The sequence below is a fragment of the Streptomyces sp. TLI_105 genome (assembly GCF_900105415.1).
Classification (GTDB): Bacteria; Actinomycetota; Actinomycetes; order Streptomycetales; family Streptomycetaceae; genus Streptomyces.
Genome location: NZ_FNSM01000001.1, coordinates 4,300,194 through 4,316,097, shown reverse-complemented (window position 1 = coordinate 4,316,097; position 15,904 = coordinate 4,300,194). Strand labels below are relative to the sequence as shown.

Sequence of the window (15,904 nt, the reverse complement as noted above, 5' to 3'; positions counted from 1 at the left end):
AGTCTTCTGCGGGACACGGTCCTTCACGAGTGGCCGCGCTGCCACTGATCGCGGGAATCGTGCCACGCGTGCCACACTCCACCCGTGCCGCCCTTCCCCACCGTCGCCGCCTACGCCCCGCACGGCGTCGGCATGCTCGGCGCCGGAATCGTCTCCGAGGTGTTCGACGCGCGCGGACAGGGCCTGCCCGCCTTCGACTTCGCGCTCTGCACCGACCGGCCCGGCCGGGTCCGCACCGACGTCGGACTGCCGCTGGTGGTCGACCACGGCCTGGACCGGCTGGCCGCCGCCGACCTGGTGATCGCCCTGCCGTGGGCCGACTTCCGTACGCCTCCGGCGCCCGCCGTGCTCGACGCGCTGACCGCGGCGCACGCGCGCGGGGCGCTGGTCGCGGCCCACTGCGTCGGGGCCTTCGCGCTCGCCGCGGCCGGGCTGCTCGACGGGCGGCGGGCCACCACCCACTGGCGGTTCGCCGGACTCCTGGCCGAACGGCACCCGGAGGTCACCGTCGAACCCGACGCCCTCTACGTCGACCAGGGCACGGTCGTCACCGGCGCGGGCGCCGCCGCCGGCTTCGACCTGTGCCTGCACCTGCTGCGGCGGGAGTACGGCGCGACCACGGCCAACGCCATCGCCCGGGACCTGGTGCTGCCGTCCCACCGCGACGGCGGCCAGGCCCAGTACCTGTCGACGCCCGTGCCCGAGGACAGCCGGGACGAACGGCTCACCGACGTCCTCGCCTGGGCCCGGGAGAACCTCCACCAGCCGCTGCCCGTCGCCGAGCTGGCCCGCCGGGCCCTGATGAGCCGCCGCTCCTTCGCCCGCCGGTTCACCGCCTCGACCGGCACCACCCCGCACGCCTGGCTGCTCGGGCTGCGCCTCAGCCGCGCCGAGGAGCTCCTGGAGACGACGGAGCTCCCGGTCGAGGAGATCGCCCGCGCGGTCGGCTTCGGCAGCGCGGCGGTGCTCCGCGCCCAGTTCGTCCGCCGCCGGGGCGTGCCCCCGCGCGCGTACCGCCGCTCCTTCAGCCGTACGCCCTGACGGGGCACCGCCGAGGGCCCGCTCCCTGCACGACGTGCCCACCCCGAGGGCCCGTCCCCCGTACGGCCGACCCCCGCTTGCCGGGGGCATCCGGCCGTTCGAGCGTGAGGTGATCATTACGACGTGCGGGAGGGCTCCTTGAGCAGCATCGAAACCCCGGCCGAAGTACCCCGACCGCGGGTGGCGGCCCCACGGCCCGTCGCACCCACGACCCTCACCTGGGTGACGCTCGCCCTGATGACCACCTCGTCGGTGGCGAGCCTGCGGGCCGCGCCCACGATGGCCGTCTACGGCCTGGCCTGCGTGTTCCTCTACCTCATCCCGGCGATCGTGTTCCTGCTGCCGACCGCCCTGGTCTCCGCGGAGCTCGCCTCCGGGTGGAGCGGCGGCGTCTACCGCTGGGTCGCCGAGGGGCTGTCCAAGCCGCTCGGATTCCTCGCGGTCTGGTGCCAGTTCGCGATGACGATCTTCTACTACCCGAGCCTGCTGGCCTTCGTGGCCTCGACCATCGCGTACGTCATCGACCCGTCCCTCGCCTCGAACGGCGTCTACACCGCGATCGTCATCATGGTCCTGTACTGGACCGGCGTCTGGGTCTCCTCGCGCGGCACCAAGGCCCTTGCCGGACTGTCCAGTTGGGGCCTGATCATCGGCACGCTCGTGCCCGGCACGGTGCTCGTCGCCCTCGGCATGGTCTTCCTCGGCGAGGGCAACCCCTCGGCCGCACCCATGGACGGCAGCCACCTCCTGCCGCAGTGGACGGGCCTCGCCAGCCTGGTCCTGATCGTCAACAACTTCCTGTCGTACTCCGGCATGGAGATGAACGCGGTGCACGTCTCCTCGCTGAAGGACCCGGCGAAGGAGTACCCCAAGTCGATGTTCCTGGCGATGGGCCTGGTCCTGGTGATCTTCATCCTGCCGGCTCTCGCGATCAGCTGGGTCGTCCCCGCCGACCAGCTCAGCCTGACCGCCGGCGTGATGCAGGCCTTCGACGCCTTCTTCTCGTACTTCCACGTCGGCTGGATGACCCCGATCGCCGCCGTCATGCTGATCTCCGCCTCCCTCGGCGGCATGCTGACCTGGCTCGCCGGGCCGTCCAAGGGCCTCCTGGAGATCTCCCGGAACGAGGGCTACCTGCCGCCGTTCCTGCAGAAGCTCAACAAGTTCGGCATCCAGCAGAACATCCTGGTCACGCAGGGCGTGGTGACCTCGGTCATCGCCCTGCTGTACGCGCTGATCCCGAACGTGTCGAGCGTCTACTGGATCTTCTCGACCATCACCACGCAGGTGTACCTGATCGTCTACCTGCTGATGTTCGCCGCCGCCATGCGGCTCCGGAAGACCCGGCCCGACCACCCCCGCGGCTACCGCGCGCCCGCCCTCGGGCTGTTGTGCTCGGTCGGCCTGCTCGCCTCGCTCGCGGCGCTCGCCATCGGATTCGTACCGCCCTCCCAGTTCGGCGGCAGCAGCGTCTGGTCGTACGTCCTCGTCATCGGCGGCGGCCTGATCGTCCTGGGCCTGCTGATCCCGTGGCTCTTCCTGAAGTTCCGCAAGCCGGGCTGGCGCACCGCCGCCGCCGACACTCCGAGCGAGGGAGACCGGGCATGAGTCCCACCCGCTTCGCCTCCGAGCACAGGTGGATCTACTGGGGCGCGATCGTGATCCTCGTCGGCCTCGTCGTCACCGGCATCGTCCGCTACGAGAGCGTGAAGACGGGCAACGAGACGCTCTCCAAGGCCAACCGGCTCCAGGAGGAGCTGGTGAGGGCCGGATATCCCTCCCCCGACACCGACACCGTCGAGCGGCTGCTCGGCACCGACGGCGGCCAGGTCTGCGAGGAGCCGGGCAACGCCCTCAAGACGGCGCTGTGGAAGATCCAGCAGGCCAACGGCGCCGCGGGGCCCGGCATGCGGCCCGTCATCTCCGACACCAGGGCCGTCGAGGCCGAGCGGATCGTCCTCCAGGTCTACTGCCCGGACAAGGTCGGCGAGCTCGACGACGAGGTGCAGGACCTCAAGACCGACGACACCGTCCGCCGGTGAGGCCGGGACGTGACACCACCGTCCGCCGGTGAGGCGCGGGGCGGGACACCACCCTCCGGCGGTGCGGCGCGAGGCGAGATCCCGCCCTCCGGCAGTGCGGCGCGGGGCGGCGGGGCCCCGGGTGGTGTCGACGCCGACGCCCTCCACGACTTCCTGCGTGAACTGACCCGGTTCACGCTGACGTTCAGCGGGGAGGGCGCCGAAGGCGTCGCCCGGGGCGTCCGGGGCGTCGCCCGGGCCTACGGCGCGCGGGCCGAGACGGTGCTCGTCGCCGACGGCGCCGTGCTCTCCGTGACCGTCGGGGGCCGCGCCCTCACCTCGACCGTCACCGCCTTCCCCGACGTCGCCCGGCTCGACCGGGCGGTCGTCCTCAAGGAGTTCGTCGAGCGCGTACGGGACACCCGGCCGGCCCTTCCCGAGGCGGCTGCCGGTCTGCGCCGGATCGAGACCCTGCCGGCCGCGGTGCCGCGCTGGGCCCGTGGCGTGGGCATCGTGCTGTTCTCCGTCGGGTTCGCGCCGGCCGTCCAGCCGACCTGGTACGAGATCGCCAGCACCGCCCTCCTCGCCGCCCTGGTCGCGGCGCTGACCGTCCTGTCGGACCGGCGGCCGCGCCTCGCCCGCGTCCTGCCGCTGCTCGCCGCCGTCCTGGTCTCCCTCGTGACCCTGGGCCTGCTCCAGCCGGGCCACGGCCACGGCGGCCCGGTGCTGATCATGCTTCCGGCGCTGTTCTTCTTCGTGCCCGGCGACCTGCTCAGCGCGGCCACCGCCGAACTCGTCGGCGGCTTCCTGACGACCGGCGCCGTCCGCCTCCTCTACGCCCTCGTCCTGCTCCTCCAGCTGTACGTGGGCGTGCTCCTCGGCGTGGCCGTCACCGGCACGCCGACCGGGGCGCTCTTCGACACCGCGCAGGACGCCGACCTCTCCCGGTGGGTGCTGGTCGCGAGCTGGGCCGTCTTCACGGTGGGCCTGGTCCTCGCCTTCGGGGTGCCGTGGCGGGCCGCGGGCTGGGTGACCGCCCTGGTCTATCTGTCGCTCGGCGTGCAGGCGGCGGGCACGGCCCTGGTCGGGGAGGTCGCCGGCACCTTCGTCGCCGCCATGGCCCTCGCCGTCGCGGCGGACCTGCTGTCCCGGCCGGCCGGGCGCCCGCCCCGGCTCGTCCTCTTCCTGGGCGGCTTCTTCACCCTCACCGTCGGTTCGCTGGGCCTGCGGGCGCTCACCTCCCTGGTGGGCGGTCACATCCTGCACGGCTTCCACGACCTCATGGACTTCGTCACGATCGTCACGACGATCGCGGTCGGGCTCCTCGCGGGCGCGGCGCTCGTACCGGCGCGGGGCGATCAGGACTGAGCGGCACTCCGCGGGGGTTCCTCCGCCGGTTCCTCCGCCAGGAAGGCCGTCACCGCCAGGGCGAACAGCAGGCCGAGGGCAATGCCGACGACGACCCAGGCGGTGGGGTGGGGCCAGAACACGACGGCGGCGGCCGCCCCCGCGACGAGGATCCAGGTGATCCAGACGCGGTGCCGGTGGACGAACGGTCCCACCGGGCCGAGGCTCATGCCCGCGTGGTCGGCGGTGGCGCGGGTCGCGGTGATGCCGGAGCGCCAGAGGCCGCGGACGAGGACGGCGGGGCGACTCGGGCCGGAGAGCCAGGCGGCGAGGGCGATCAGGATGCCGAGGGTCGCGAAGACCCGGACCGAGGTGCGGAGGAAGCGGACCAGGGTGTCGTAGACGGAGCCCGCGGCGGCCGGGGAGACGGTGGCGGGCAGGGCGTTCAGGTAGACCGTGCGGAAGACGGTGAGGCCGACGCCCAGGACGATCGCCGCCACGGCGACGCCGAGGGCCGCGGCGACCAGGGTGCGGCGCCGATGCACGGCCAGCAGCACACCGCCGGCGACGAGCAGGACGGCGATCACCGGCAGCCACATGCCCATGGCCTGGAGCAGCGAGAACGCGGTCTTCACCTTGCCGATGTCGTCGGACCTGACCACCGTGAAGTCGGTGTGGATCTCGGGGATCTTGGCCGCGACGTCGAGGCCGGAGGCGACGAGCCGCTCCTTCACGCGTTCGATCACGGGCGCCAGGTCGATGGTGACGGTGTTCGTCTCGATCTTCACGGCGCCTTCGTCGCTGCCGGTCAGGGCGCGGTCCAGCGAGGTGTGGATCGCCCGGTTGGCGTTGGTCCAGATCGTCTCGAACTCCGGTGAGGCGACGATGTCCTGCGCCCGGTCGTGGACGAAGCTGCTGATCGCGCTCTGCAGGGAGCCGCCCAGCTTGCCGAGGGCCTTCGCCGCCAGGGGCCGCTGCTCGGGTGCGACGCCCTCCAGCAGGGAGGGCAGGTCGATGTGTTCCATGACCGCGTTCGTCACCCGGTTGGCGACGGCCGCCTGGACGTCGGGGTCCGAGGCGAGCGGCTTGACCGTCTGCACGTACCGGTCGGTGTCGCCGACGATGTCCGAGGTCCAGGAGGCGACGAGGCCCAGCGGGACGAGGACGCAGCCGACGACGACGAGCAGGGCCGCGAAGAAGGAGCGGAGGCGGTGGTGGGGCGGCGGGGCGGCCGCCCTGTCGGCTTCGAGGGCGGCCACCCGGGCGCGGAGCAGCGCGAGTTCGTCACCACTGCCGCCCACACCAGCCATCACGCCCACCCTTCCGAGGGAACAATTCAGGGCAATTCTCCCCAGGGAGGTGCTTCCTGTCGCTCGGGACGTGGCGTTCGAGTGGGGCGCGCGGCACCGATCCGCGATCATGCGGTCATGAAGCTGCGCTGCGCCGTACTCGACGACTACCAGGGCGTCGCCCTCTCCTCCGCCGACTGGAGCCCGCTCGCGGACCGCGTGGACGTCCGCGTGCTGCGCGAGCACCTCACCGACCGGGACGCGCTCGTCGCCGCCGTCGAGGACTGCGAGATCCTCGTGGTCATGCGCGAGCGGACCCCGGTCGACGCCGGACTCCTCGCCCGCCTCCCCCGGCTGCGGCTCCTGATCACCTCCGGGATGCGCAACGCCTCGATCGACCTCGCGGCCTGCCGGGCGCGGGGCGTCACCGTCTGCGGCACCGCCAGCAGTTCCGAGCCGCCCACCGAACTGACCTGGGCGCTCCTCCTGGGCCTCGCCCGGCACGTACCGGCGGAGGCGCGGGCGCTGCGCGAGGGCGGACCGTGGCAGTCGACCGTCGGAGCCGACCTCGCCGGCCGGACGCTCGGCCTCGTCGGTCTCGGCAAGATCGGCGCCCGGGTGGCCCGGATCGGTCTCGCCTTCGGCATGGACGTGACCGCCTGGAGCCCGAACCTGACGGAGGAGCGGGCCGCCGAACACGGCGTGCGGCTCGCGAAGGACAAGCGGGACCTGTTCGCCGGCAGCGACTTCGTCTCGCTGCACATGGTGCTGTCCGACCGCACCCGGGGCATGGTCGGGGAGCCGGAGCTGCGGGCGATGCGCCCGTCCGCGCACCTCGTCAACACCTCACGGGCGGGTCTCGTCGACGGCGGGGCGCTGCTGCGGGCGCTGCGCGAGGGCTGGATCGCGGGGGCTGGCCTCGACGTGTACGAGACGGAGCCACTGCCCGCCGACGACCCGTTGCGGACGCTGCCGAACGTCCTGGCCCTCCCCCATCTGGGCTATGTGACGGAGGGCAACTACGGGCGCTACTTCGGCCAGGCGGTCGAGGACGTCGAGGCCTTCCTGGCGGGGGCGCCGGTCCGCGAGCTGTCCTGACCCGAGCCGGCTGCGCGGCGTCCGGCCGAGGCTCGTACGGGGCGGGACAGACACGGTGTCCGGCCAAGGCTCGTACAAGCTGGACAGACGCGACGTCTAGCCGAGGCTCGTACGGGCCAGGTCCATGAACTCCTCGTCTGTGAGGCCCAGTTCGCGGGCCTCGGCCGCCGCCTCGCGGAGGCGGGAGACGAGGCGGGCTCGGTCGGGGGCGGTGGCGCCGGGGACGATCAGGGCGCCCCGGCCCCGGCGGAGCTCGATCAGGCCCTCCTCGCGGAGCCGCTGGTAGCCGCGGAGGACGGTGTGGACGTTGACGCCGAGGGAGTCGGCGAGTTCCCGGGCGGCCGGGAGGCGCTCGCCGGGGGCCGCTGAGCCGTCGGCGAGGGCGCCCCGGACGCAGGCGGCGATCTGGTCGCCGAGGGGCACGGCGGAGGCCGGGTCGACACGGAAGAGCACGGTCAGACCTTCCCATGCCGCTCGGCGAGCGTGTTGAGGAGGGCGGCGGCGGTCCGCGCGTCGGGCACGGTGACGGCGAACTCCCGGCCGCCGGAGCGCCGTACGACGAGGGTCTCGCCGCCCCGGACGATCACGCCCGTGCGGTGGGCCCGGACCCGGTAGCCCCAGCCGCCGAACTCGGCGAGGACGGCCGCCGTGTCGAGGTCCCGGGCGCTCGCGCCCGTGACCTCGTCGAGCGGGATCCGGGCGCGGGGCCGATGGGCCAGCGCGGAGCGCACGGTGACGCCGCGCCGGTCGACGGTGACCCTGACCCGGGCGAGGGCGAGCCCCGGGAGGCCGATGACGAGGCCGAGGAGGCCGAGCAGGGCGGCCGGCCAGGGCGCGAGGAGCAGGACGACCGGGGTGGCGGCGAGGGCGAGCACCGCGAGGGCGGTGAGCGGCCGGGAGGCGGTGGCACGGGTCCAGCCGGCGACCTCGCTCGCGCCGAGCGGGAGGCGGGGGGCGTCGGGCAGGCCGGGGGCCCCGGCCTGTTCGTCGCGGGGGACGAGCCGGGTCAGTCCCCACCCCGCGAGGGCGAGCAGGGCGGCGGTGGCCGCCGCGAGCAGGAGGTTGCTGAGGGGGGACTCGACCAGCGCGGGATCGGTGGCGTCCAGGTTGTCCCGTACGAGGAGGACGAGCAGGGCGCCGGTGAAGCCGGCGGTCGCCCAGGCGCCCCAGAGGGAGCCGCGGCGGACCAGGAGGGTCCAGCCGGCGCCGAGCGCGAGGAGCAGGCCGGTGCCGACGGCGGTGAAGGCGGCGCGGCCGGTGAAGCCGTCGGCGCGGCCGCCGTCGGGGCCGAAGTGGGTGGCGAGGGTGTCGGGCAGCCGGTCGTACCGGAGGGCGAGGAGCGCCAGGTAGGCGGCGAGGGTGAGCGCGAAGGGGAGCGCGGCGAGCGCGCGGAGACGGGGTGCGGCGCGGTTCATGGGACCTCCCTGATCGACTTGTTCGCATCACCATAGAACAAGTTGTTCGCACTCCGCTAGAACAATGCGATCGATGCGCCGTCCCGTCGCCCTCGCCGCCCTCACCGCCGCCTCAGGCCCGATCACCGTCCAGGACGGCGCGCAGGGCCTCGGCGAACTCCGTCGGGGCACCGTGCTGCCCGAACTCGCCGCCCAGGAAGCCGCCGTGGTGGCTCGGGAAGACGGCGAGCGGGGTGCCGAGGCCCTCGGCGACGGCGAGGGCGGCGCGCGCGGCGAACGTGGCCTCGGACTCCTTCCCCGCGGCGACGACGATCCGGGTCGGCGCGGTGCGCAGGGCGGTGAAGTCGGGGCGGTAGGAGGTGCAGCCGCGCATGTTCTGCCCGAGCAGCGGGTCGCCGCGCGAGCCGTCGTCCTCGGCCGGCAGGCCGAACGCGGCCGGGTCGGGGGCGGGCTCCTCGGCCCAGTCCGCCGGGAACTCGCCCTTCCGGCTCGTCAGCGCGAGGAACTTGGCCATCGCGGGCCCCCAGCCCTCCCGCAGATACGTCGTGTGGACGTCGGCGCAGACCGCGAGGGCCGCCTCCCGGTCCGGGACGACCTGGGCGGTCGGCGGCTCGTGCGCGACGAGGGTGTGCACGAGGTCGCCGCGACGGGCCACCAGGGCGAGGGCGTTGACGGCGCCGCCGCTGCTGGCGAAGACGTCCACGGGGCCGGCACCGAGCGCCTCGATCAGCCGGGCCAGGTCATCGGCGTGCTCCTCGGGGAGCGTCTCCGCCGCGCCGTCGGTGCGCTCGCTGCGGCCCGCCCCGCGCGGGTCGTACGTCACGACGGTCCGTTCGGCGAAGTGGGAGGCGAGCGTGGTGAAGCCGCTCGCGTCCATGGGGGAGCCGATCAGCAGCAGGGGTCGCCCGTCGGGCCCGGCGCCGGGGCGCACGTCGTAGCGCAGGGTCGCGCCGACGGTCTCCAGGGTGCGGGTGTCGGTCTCGGCCATGGTTCTCTCCTCCGGGGTGGAACGGTCATGGGGTAGACCGCCCTCACCCCCGGAAGTCATCGCCGCGGGCGACTCCTCTTCCGCTCTCCCTGGCGACTACTCGCCACATTCGTGGACGGCCGGGTCCACGACGACGCGGTCCAACAGGCCGCGCAGGAGGGTTTGTTCCGCCTCGGTGAGATCGCCGAAGAGCTCCCGCTCGGCCTCGCGCACGGCCTCGTCGATGCGCTCCAGGGCGGCGGTGCCGGCCGAGGTGATCTCGACGATGTGGCGGCGCCGGTCGGCCGGGTCGCGGCGGCGCTCGGCGAGCCCGGCCGCCTCCAACTCGTTCAGGATCGCGACCAGTTGGCTCGGGTCGATCTCCATCGCGACGGCGAGCTCGCGCTGACTCGTGGCGCCGGGGGCGAGCTGCATCAGCGTCATCGCGTTGCGCGGGTGCAGTCCGGCGACGGCCAGGGCGGCGCGGATGCGCACGCCGGTGAGCTCCCCGCGGAAGGAGAGGAGGAAGCCGAGGCGGTCGGTCGGGAGAGCTGCCATGTCGTCCACCGTAACAACAACACAATTGTGGAGCGAGATAAATCGTTGTTACTCTTCAACGGTTGTCGTCCCCATACCGTTGGAGTACCTCCATGTTCATCGCCTATGTCGTCGTGGCGGGCCTGCTCGCCCTCGCCTCCGCCGGCTCCGCCTTCATGACGTTCACCAAGAACCCGCAGGTCGTCGGCAGCATGGCCAAGGTGGGCGTCGCGGAGGGCGCGCTGCCGTGGCTCGCGACGGCGAAGGCGGCGGGCGCGCTCGGCCTGCTCGCGGGGCTCTTCGTCCCGCTGCTCGGCCAGGCCGCGGCGGTGGGCCTGGTGCTCTACTTCGCCGGCGCCGTCATCTCCCACCTGCGCGTGAAGGACTTCGAGCTGGCACCGGCGGCGGTCCTCGCGCTGATCGCGGCGACCGCCCTGGTCCTGCGCATAGCCTCCGCCTGACCTTTCCCCAGGCGATACGAGACGTATCGTCTTGCCAGGCTTCCCGACGTGCCGTACCGTCATCCAGGCGAGACGCTCCGTCTCGCGTCCGTGTCCCCGACGGCAGGAGGTCGCCCTTGTTCCGTGCCCGATTCATCGACGTCACCCGGCGGTACGACGACCGGCACGTCCACCGCCGTACCGTCCTCGACCGCGTCTCGTTCACCGTCCGCCCCGGCGAACGCCTCGGCGTCGTCGGCGACAACGGCTCGGGGAAGTCCACCCTCCTCCGGCTCCTCGCCGGCCTGGAGTCCCCGGACAACGGCACGGTGACCGTCGAAGCCCCCGGCGGACTCGGCCACCTCGCCCAGACCCTCGACCTCCCCGCGGACGCGACCGTCGGCGACGCCGTCGACCACGCGCTCGCGGAGATACGGGAGCTGGAGCGGGCGATCCGTACGACGGAGGCGGAACTGTCCGCCGCGGGAGCCGATCCGGACGCCGCTCTCGCCTCGTACGCGGAACTGCTCGCCGCCCACGAGGCGCGGGGCGGCGCCGGGGCCGACCGGCGCGTCGAGACCGTCCTGCGGCGGCTCGGCGAGCCCGGCCCGCTCGACCGGGACCGGCCGCTCGGCACGCTCTCCGGCGGACAGCGGTCCCGGCTCGCCCTCGCCGGCGTCCTCGCCGCCGACCCCGAACTGCTGCTGCTCGACGAGCCGACGAACGACCTCGACGACGAGGCCGTGGCCTGGCTGGAGGAGCGGCTGCGCACCCACCGGGGCACGGTCGTCGCCGTCTCACACGACCGCGCCTTCCTCTACCGCGTCACCACCGCCGTCCTGGAGGTCGACGAGGACCGCCACACCGTGCGGCGGTACGGCGACGGCTACCGCGGCTACCTCGCCGGACGTGCCGCCGAACGGGCCCGCCGACAGCGGGAGTACGAGGAGTGGAAGGAGGAGCTCGCCCGGTACCGGGCCCTGGCCGACACGCACATCGACCGGTTCTCGGCGATCCCCCGCAAGGCCCCGGCGGCGTTCAGCGGGGCGGGCGCCTTCCGGGCCCGGTCGCGGGCGCACGGCGCGATGAGCAGGATCCGAGCCGCCCGCGAGCGGCTCGCCCGGCTCACCGAACACCCCGTCCCGCCGCCACCCGAGCCGCTCCGCTTCCGCGCGGACCTGGCGGGCGAGGGCGCGGCGGTCGACCTGACCGGCATACGGGTCGACGGGCGGCTCCGCCTGGACGCCCTGCACCTGGAGCCGGGCGAACGGCTCCTCGTGACCGGCCCCAACGGCGCCGGGAAGTCCACCCTCCTGAAGGTGCTCGCGGGCGAACTCGCCCCGGACGCCGGCACCGTGAAGGCGCCCGCCCGGGTGGGCCTGCTCCGGCAGGACATGGCCCCGCCCACCGACCCCCGTACGGTGAGCGAGGCCTTCGGCGAGGAGCGCGCGGAGGAGTTGCTCTCCCTCGGGCTCTTCGCCGCCCGGGACCTGACGGTCCCGGTGGATCGTCTGTCGGCCGGCCAGCGCCGCAGGCTCGAACTGGCGCGGCTCGTGACCGCGCCGGCCGACCTGCTGCTCCTGGACGAGCCGACCAACCACCTGGCGCCGGGGCTGGTGGAGGAACTGGAGGCGGCGTTGGCGGTGTACCGGGGGACGCTGGTGATCGCCACCCACGACCGCCGCCTACGCTCCGCCTTCCGAGGCCACCACCTCGAACTCCACCCGCCCGTCCCCGTTGCGGGCAGCCGTCCCACCGGGCCGGCGCCCACCCCCGTTTAGGCAGCCGTTCCGCCGGGGCGGTGCCCACCCACCCCGCTCACCCCGTTGTGGGCAGTCGTTCCGCTGGGGCGGAACGGGTGGGCACAACGGACGGCGCTCCTTGCCGGGCCCAGGCTCCCGCGCCCTGACCCGCACCGACCTGCGCGCCGCACCCGTGGTGCGGGTCCAGGCGCGGAACGCGGAGGCGCCGCTGAGCGCGCCGTCCCGTGTGCCCACCCGTCCCGCCCTGCGGGACGATTGCCCACACGGCGGTGCGGAAGGGCACCGCCCAGCCGGCGCGCGCCCGCACGGGGCGGCGGCGCCGACCCGCGGGGCACGCGGCCACGCGGAGGGTGCCGTCCGGCCGGCCGGAGCTACTCGTCGGACTCCAAGTCGCCCTCCGTCTCCAGGAAGACCCGCCGCAGCGCCGCCAGCGTCTCCGGGTCCGGCTTCTCCCACATGCCGCGGGACTCGGCCTCCAGGAGCCGCTCCGCGATGCCGTGCAGGGCCCACGGGTTGGCCTCCTTGAGGAAGGCCTGGTTCTCCGGGTCGAGGACGTACTCCTGGGTGAGCTTGTCGTACATCCAGTCGGCGACGACACCGGTCGTCGCGTCGTACCCGAAGAGGTAGTCGACGGTCGCCGCCAGTTCGAACGCACCCTTGTAGCCGTGGCGACGCATCGCCTCGATCCAGCGCGGGTTGACCACGCGGGCGCGGAAGACCCGGGAGGTCTCCTCGACCAGGGTCCGGGTGCGGACGGTCTCGGGGCGGGTCGAGTCGCCGATGTACGCCTCGGGGGCGGTGCCGGTGAGCGCGCGGACGGTCGCGACCATGCCGCCGTGGTACTGGAAGTAGTCGTCGGAGTCGGCGATGTCGTGCTCGCGCGTGTCCGTGTTCTTCGCGGCGACCGCGATCCGCTTGTACGCGGTCTCCATCTCGGTGCGCGCGGGGCGGCCTTCGAGCCCGCGCCCGTACGCGTACCCGCCCCACACCGTGTACACCTCGGCGAGGTCCGCGTCCGTGCGCCAGTCGCGCGAGTCGATCAGCTGGAGGATGCCCGCGCCGTATGTGCCGGGGCGGGAGCCGAAGATGCGGGTGGTGGCGCGCCGTTCGTCGCCGTGCTCGGCGAGGTCGGCCTGCGTGTGGGCGCGGACGTAGTTGTCCGAAGCCGACTCGTCCAGGGACGCGACGAGCCGTACGGCGTCGTCGAGGAGGCCGATGACGTGCGGGAACGCGTCGCGGAAGAAGCCCGAGATGCGCAGCGTCACGTCGACGCGCGGGCGGCCGAGCTCGGCGAGCGGGATGGGCTCCAGGCCGTTGACCCGGCGGGAGGCCTCGTCCCACAGCGGGCGGACGCCGAGGAGGGCGAGCGCCTCGGCGACGTCGTCGCCGGCGGTGCGCATCGCGCTGGTGCCCCAGAGGGAGAGACCGACGGAGGTCGGCCACTCGCCGTTGTCGGCGCGGTAGCGCTCCAGGAGCGAGTCGGCGAGCGCCTGGCCGGTCTCCCAGGCGAGCCGGGACGGCACGGCCTTCGGGTCGACCGAGTAGAAGTTGCGGCCGGTCGGCAGGACGTTGACCAGGCCCCGGAGCGGGGAGCCGGACGGGCCGGCCGGGACGAAGCCGCCGTTCAGGGCGTGCACGGCGTGGGCCAGCTCGTCGGTGGTGGCGGCGAGGCGCGGCACGACCTGGAGCGCGGCGAAGGACAGCACCTCGCGGACCTCGGGGCCGTACGCGGCGGCGACCGTGTCGATCGCGTCCACCGCCCAGTCGGCGGCCTCCATCGCCTCGACCAGCTCGCGCGCCTTCGCCTCCGCCTCGTCGGCGGTGGTACGGGTCGCGGCCGACTCGTCCAGGCCGAGGGCCTCGCGCAGGCCGGGCAGCGCCTGCGTGCCGCCCCAGATCTGGCGGGCGCGGAGGATGGAGAGGACCAGGTTGACCCGGGCCTCGCCCTCCGGCGCGCCGCCGAGGACGTGCAGGCCGTCGCGGATCTGGGCGTCCTTGACCTCGCACAGCCAGCCGTCGACGTGCAGCAGGAAGTCGTCGAAGCCGTCGTCCTCGGGCCGCTCTTCGAGCCCCAGGTCGTGGTCGAGCTTGGCGGCCTGGATCAGGGTCCAGATCTGGGCGCGGATCGCGGGCAGCTTCGCCGGGTCCATGGAGGAGATCTGCGCGTACTCGTCGAGGAGCTGCTCCAGGCGCGCGATGTCGCCGTACGAGTCGGCGCGGGCCATCGGCGGCACCAGGTGGTCGACGAGGGTGGCGTGGACGCGCCGCTTGGCCTGGGTGCCCTCGCCCGGGTCGTTGACGAGGAACGGGTAGATCAGCGGGATGTCGCCGAGGGCCGCGTCGGGGCCGCAGGCGGCGGACAGGCCGGCGTTCTTGCCGGGCAGCCACTCCAGGTTGCCGTGCTTGCCGAGGTGGACCATGGCGTCGGCGCCGAATCCGCCGTCCTCGGCGCGGGCGGCGATCCAGCGGTAGGCGGCCAGATAGTGGTGGGACGGCGGGAGATCGGGGTCGTGGTAGATCGCGATCGGGTTCTCGCCGAAGCCGCGCGGCGGCTGGATGAGGACCAGGAGGTTCCCGCGCCGCAGGGCGGCGAGGACGATGTCGCCGTCTGGGTCGCCCTCGGCGGTACGGGAGCGGTCGAGGAACATCTCGCCGGGTGCCGGGCCCCAGTGCTCCTCCACCTGCTCGCGGAGCTCGGCGGGCAGGGTGGCGTACCAGCGCTTGTAGTCGGCGGCCGGGATGCGGACCGGGTTCTTCGCAAGCTGCTCCTCGGTCAGCCAGTCCTGGTCGTGGCCACCGGCCTCGATGAGGGCGTAGATGAGCTCGTCGCCGTCGCCGGAGACCAGGCCGGGCAGCTCGGCCTCGGGCCCGAAGTCGTACCCCTCGGCGATCAGGCGGCGGAGCAGGGCGACGGCGGAGGCGGGGGTGTCGAGGCCGACGGCGTTGCCGATGCGGGAGTGCTTCGTCGGGTACGCGGAGAGGACGAGCGCCAGCTTCTTCTCGGCGTTCGGGATGTGGCGGAGCCGGGCGTGCCGGACGGCGATCCCGGCGACGCGGGCGGCGCGCTCGGCGTCGGCGACGTACGCGGGCAGGCCGTCCTCGTCGATCTCCTTGAAGGAGAAGGGGACGGTGATGAGGCGGCCGTCGAACTCGGGCACGGCGACCTGGCTGGCGGCGTCCAGCGGGGAGAGGCCCTCGTCGTTCTCCTCCCACGCGGACCGCGAGCCGGTCAGGCACAGGGCCTGGAGGATCGGCACGTCGAGCGCGGCGAGCGCGCCCGCGTCCCAGGCCTCCTCGTCGCCGCCGGCCTGCGCCTCGGCGGGCTTCGTACCACCGGCGGCGAGGACGGTCGTGACGATCGCGTCGGCCCCCCGCAGGACGGAGATCAGCTCCGCCTCGGGGGCGCGCAGGGACGCCACGTACAGCGGGAGGGCGCGGGCGCCGGCGTCCTCGATCGCCCCGCAGAGGGCGTCGACGAAGGCGGTGTTCCCGCTCATGTGGTGGGCGCGGTAGTAGAGCACGGCGATCGTCGGACCGGTCTCGTTCTTCGCGACCCGGTCGAGCGGGCCCCAGGTGGGGGCGGCGGCCGGGGCCTCGAAGCCGTGGCCGGTGAGCAGGACGGTGTCGGAGAGGAAGCGGGCCAGCTGCTCCAGGTTCCCGGGGCCGCCGTGCGCCAGATAGGCGTGGGCCTCGGTGGCGACGCCGACGGGGACGGTGGAGGCCTCCATGAGCTGGGCGTCGGGGGCCTGCTCGCCGCTGAGGACGACGACCGGCTTCCCGGCGGCGAGGACCGCGTCCAGGCCCTCCTGCCAGGAGCGGACGCCGCCGAGGAGGCGGACGACGACCAGGTCGGCGCCGTCGAGGAGGGCCGGGAGGTCGGCGAGCGGGAGGCGGGAGGGGTTGGCGAAGCGGTACTCCACCGGCCCTCCGGCCGCGCGGGCGCTGAGCAGGTCGGTGTCGGAGTGCGACAGCAGCAGGAGCATGGT

At 73.9% G+C, this 15,904-nt stretch carries 13 protein-coding genes; 7 read left to right on the top strand and 6 right to left on the bottom strand.

Annotation, left to right across the window (positions count from 1 at the left end):
• Nucleotides 1-132 precede the first annotated feature (132 nt).
• From BLW86_RS19690 to BLW86_RS19675, 4 genes are all read left to right on the top strand, one after another.
• Nucleotides 133-1,041 (top strand): GlxA family transcriptional regulator, encoded by a 909-nt coding sequence (locus BLW86_RS19690; protein ID WP_177181947.1) that lies wholly within the window; start codon nt 133-135, stop codon nt 1,039-1,041.
• 138 nt (nt 1,042-1,179) lie between these two features.
• A complete protein-coding gene (locus BLW86_RS19685; RefSeq protein WP_093875248.1) occupies nt 1,180-2,649 on the top strand; it encodes a glutamate/gamma-aminobutyrate antiporter GadC in 1,470 nt (489 codons plus the stop codon).
• Complete coding sequence (locus BLW86_RS19680) at nt 2,646-3,083, top strand: hypothetical protein (protein WP_093875247.1); 438 nt, start codon at nt 2,646-2,648, stop codon at nt 3,081-3,083. Before BLW86_RS19685 ends, BLW86_RS19680 begins: the two co-directional genes overlap by 4 nt.
• A gap of 9 nt (nt 3,084-3,092) precedes the next feature.
• On the top strand, nt 3,093-4,430 hold the full coding sequence (locus BLW86_RS19675; RefSeq protein WP_256341360.1) for a threonine/serine exporter family protein: 1,338 nt from the start codon (nt 3,093-3,095) through the stop codon (nt 4,428-4,430).
• On the opposite strand, the gene BLW86_RS19670 is transcribed toward BLW86_RS19675, so the two are convergent.
• Nucleotides 4,421-5,719, bottom strand: a complete 1,299-nt coding sequence (locus BLW86_RS19670; protein ID WP_256341359.1) for a hypothetical protein — start codon at nt 5,717-5,719, stop codon at nt 4,421-4,423. The genes BLW86_RS19675 and BLW86_RS19670 overlap by 10 nt on opposite strands.
• A gap of 117 nt (nt 5,720-5,836) precedes the next feature.
• Here BLW86_RS19670 and BLW86_RS19665 point away from each other — a divergent pair, with 117 nt between their 5' ends.
• On the top strand, nt 5,837-6,796 hold the full coding sequence (locus BLW86_RS19665; RefSeq protein ID WP_093875245.1) for a D-2-hydroxyacid dehydrogenase family protein: 960 nt from the start codon (nt 5,837-5,839) through the stop codon (nt 6,794-6,796).
• 96 nt (nt 6,797-6,892) lie between these two features.
• On the opposite strand, the gene BLW86_RS19660 is transcribed toward BLW86_RS19665, so the two are convergent.
• From BLW86_RS19660 to BLW86_RS19645, 4 genes are all read right to left on the bottom strand, one after another.
• Nucleotides 6,893-7,249 (bottom strand): GntR family transcriptional regulator, encoded by a 357-nt coding sequence (locus BLW86_RS19660; RefSeq protein WP_093875244.1) that lies wholly within the window; start codon nt 7,247-7,249, stop codon nt 6,893-6,895.
• A 2-nt stretch (nt 7,250-7,251) separates the two neighbouring features.
• Nucleotides 7,252-8,211, bottom strand: a complete 960-nt coding sequence (locus BLW86_RS19655; RefSeq protein ID WP_093875243.1) for a DUF1648 domain-containing protein — start codon at nt 8,209-8,211, stop codon at nt 7,252-7,254.
• A gap of 112 nt (nt 8,212-8,323) precedes the next feature.
• On the bottom strand, nt 8,324-9,199 hold the full coding sequence (locus BLW86_RS19650) for an alpha/beta fold hydrolase (RefSeq protein ID WP_093875242.1): 876 nt from the start codon (nt 9,197-9,199) through the stop codon (nt 8,324-8,326).
• Between the two features lie 96 nt (nt 9,200-9,295).
• Nucleotides 9,296-9,736 carry a MarR family winged helix-turn-helix transcriptional regulator gene (locus tag BLW86_RS19645; RefSeq protein ID WP_256341358.1) on the bottom strand — a complete coding sequence of 147 codons (441 nt, stop codon included), beginning with the start codon at nt 9,734-9,736 and terminating at the stop codon, nt 9,296-9,298.
• Nucleotides 9,737-9,828: 92 nt separating this feature from the next.
• On the opposite strand from BLW86_RS19645, the gene BLW86_RS19640 reads away from it, so the two are divergent.
• Nucleotides 9,829-10,176: a DoxX family protein gene (locus BLW86_RS19640; protein ID WP_093875240.1), complete on the top strand. Its 348-nt coding sequence runs from the start codon at nt 9,829-9,831 to the stop codon at nt 10,174-10,176.
• 116 nt (nt 10,177-10,292) lie between these two features.
• Complete coding sequence (locus tag BLW86_RS19635) at nt 10,293-11,936, top strand: ABC-F family ATP-binding cassette domain-containing protein (protein WP_093875239.1); 1,644 nt, start codon at nt 10,293-10,295, stop codon at nt 11,934-11,936.
• Nucleotides 11,937-12,289: 353 nt separating this feature from the next.
• Here the strand turns inward: BLW86_RS19635 and cobN are convergent, their stop codons facing one another.
• A complete protein-coding gene (gene cobN, locus BLW86_RS19630; protein WP_093875238.1) occupies nt 12,290-15,901 on the bottom strand; it encodes a cobaltochelatase subunit CobN in 3,612 nt (1,203 codons plus the stop codon).
• Nucleotides 15,902-15,904 lie beyond the last annotated feature (3 nt).

What these genes read in the sequence shown, in the direction of transcription:
- BLW86_RS19690 (WP_177181947.1), top strand. Translation starts at nt 133, where the DNA reads ATGCTCGGCGCCGGAATCGTCTCCGAGGTGTTCGACGCGCGCGGACAG.
- BLW86_RS19680 (WP_093875247.1), top strand. Translation starts at nt 2,646, where the DNA reads ATGAGTCCCACCCGCTTCGCCTCCGAGCACAGGTGGATCTACTGGGGC.
- BLW86_RS19670 (WP_256341359.1), bottom strand. Translation starts at nt 5,719, where the DNA reads ATGGCTGGTGTGGGCGGCAGTGGTGACGAACTCGCGCTGCTCCGCGCC.
- BLW86_RS19665 (WP_093875245.1), top strand. Translation starts at nt 5,837, where the DNA reads ATGAAGCTGCGCTGCGCCGTACTCGACGACTACCAGGGCGTCGCCCTC.
- BLW86_RS19655 (WP_093875243.1), bottom strand. Translation starts at nt 8,211, where the DNA reads ATGAACCGCGCCGCACCCCGTCTCCGCGCGCTCGCCGCGCTCCCCTTC.
- BLW86_RS19650 (WP_093875242.1), bottom strand. Translation starts at nt 9,199, where the DNA reads ATGGCCGAGACCGACACCCGCACCCTGGAGACCGTCGGCGCGACCCTG.
- BLW86_RS19645 (WP_256341358.1), bottom strand. Translation starts at nt 9,736, where the DNA reads ATGGCAGCTCTCCCGACCGACCGCCTCGGCTTCCTCCTCTCCTTCCGC.
- BLW86_RS19640 (WP_093875240.1), top strand. Translation starts at nt 9,829, where the DNA reads ATGTTCATCGCCTATGTCGTCGTGGCGGGCCTGCTCGCCCTCGCCTCC.
- cobN (WP_093875238.1), bottom strand. Translation starts at nt 15,901, where the DNA reads ATGCTCCTGCTGCTGTCGCACTCCGACACCGACCTGCTCAGCGCCCGC.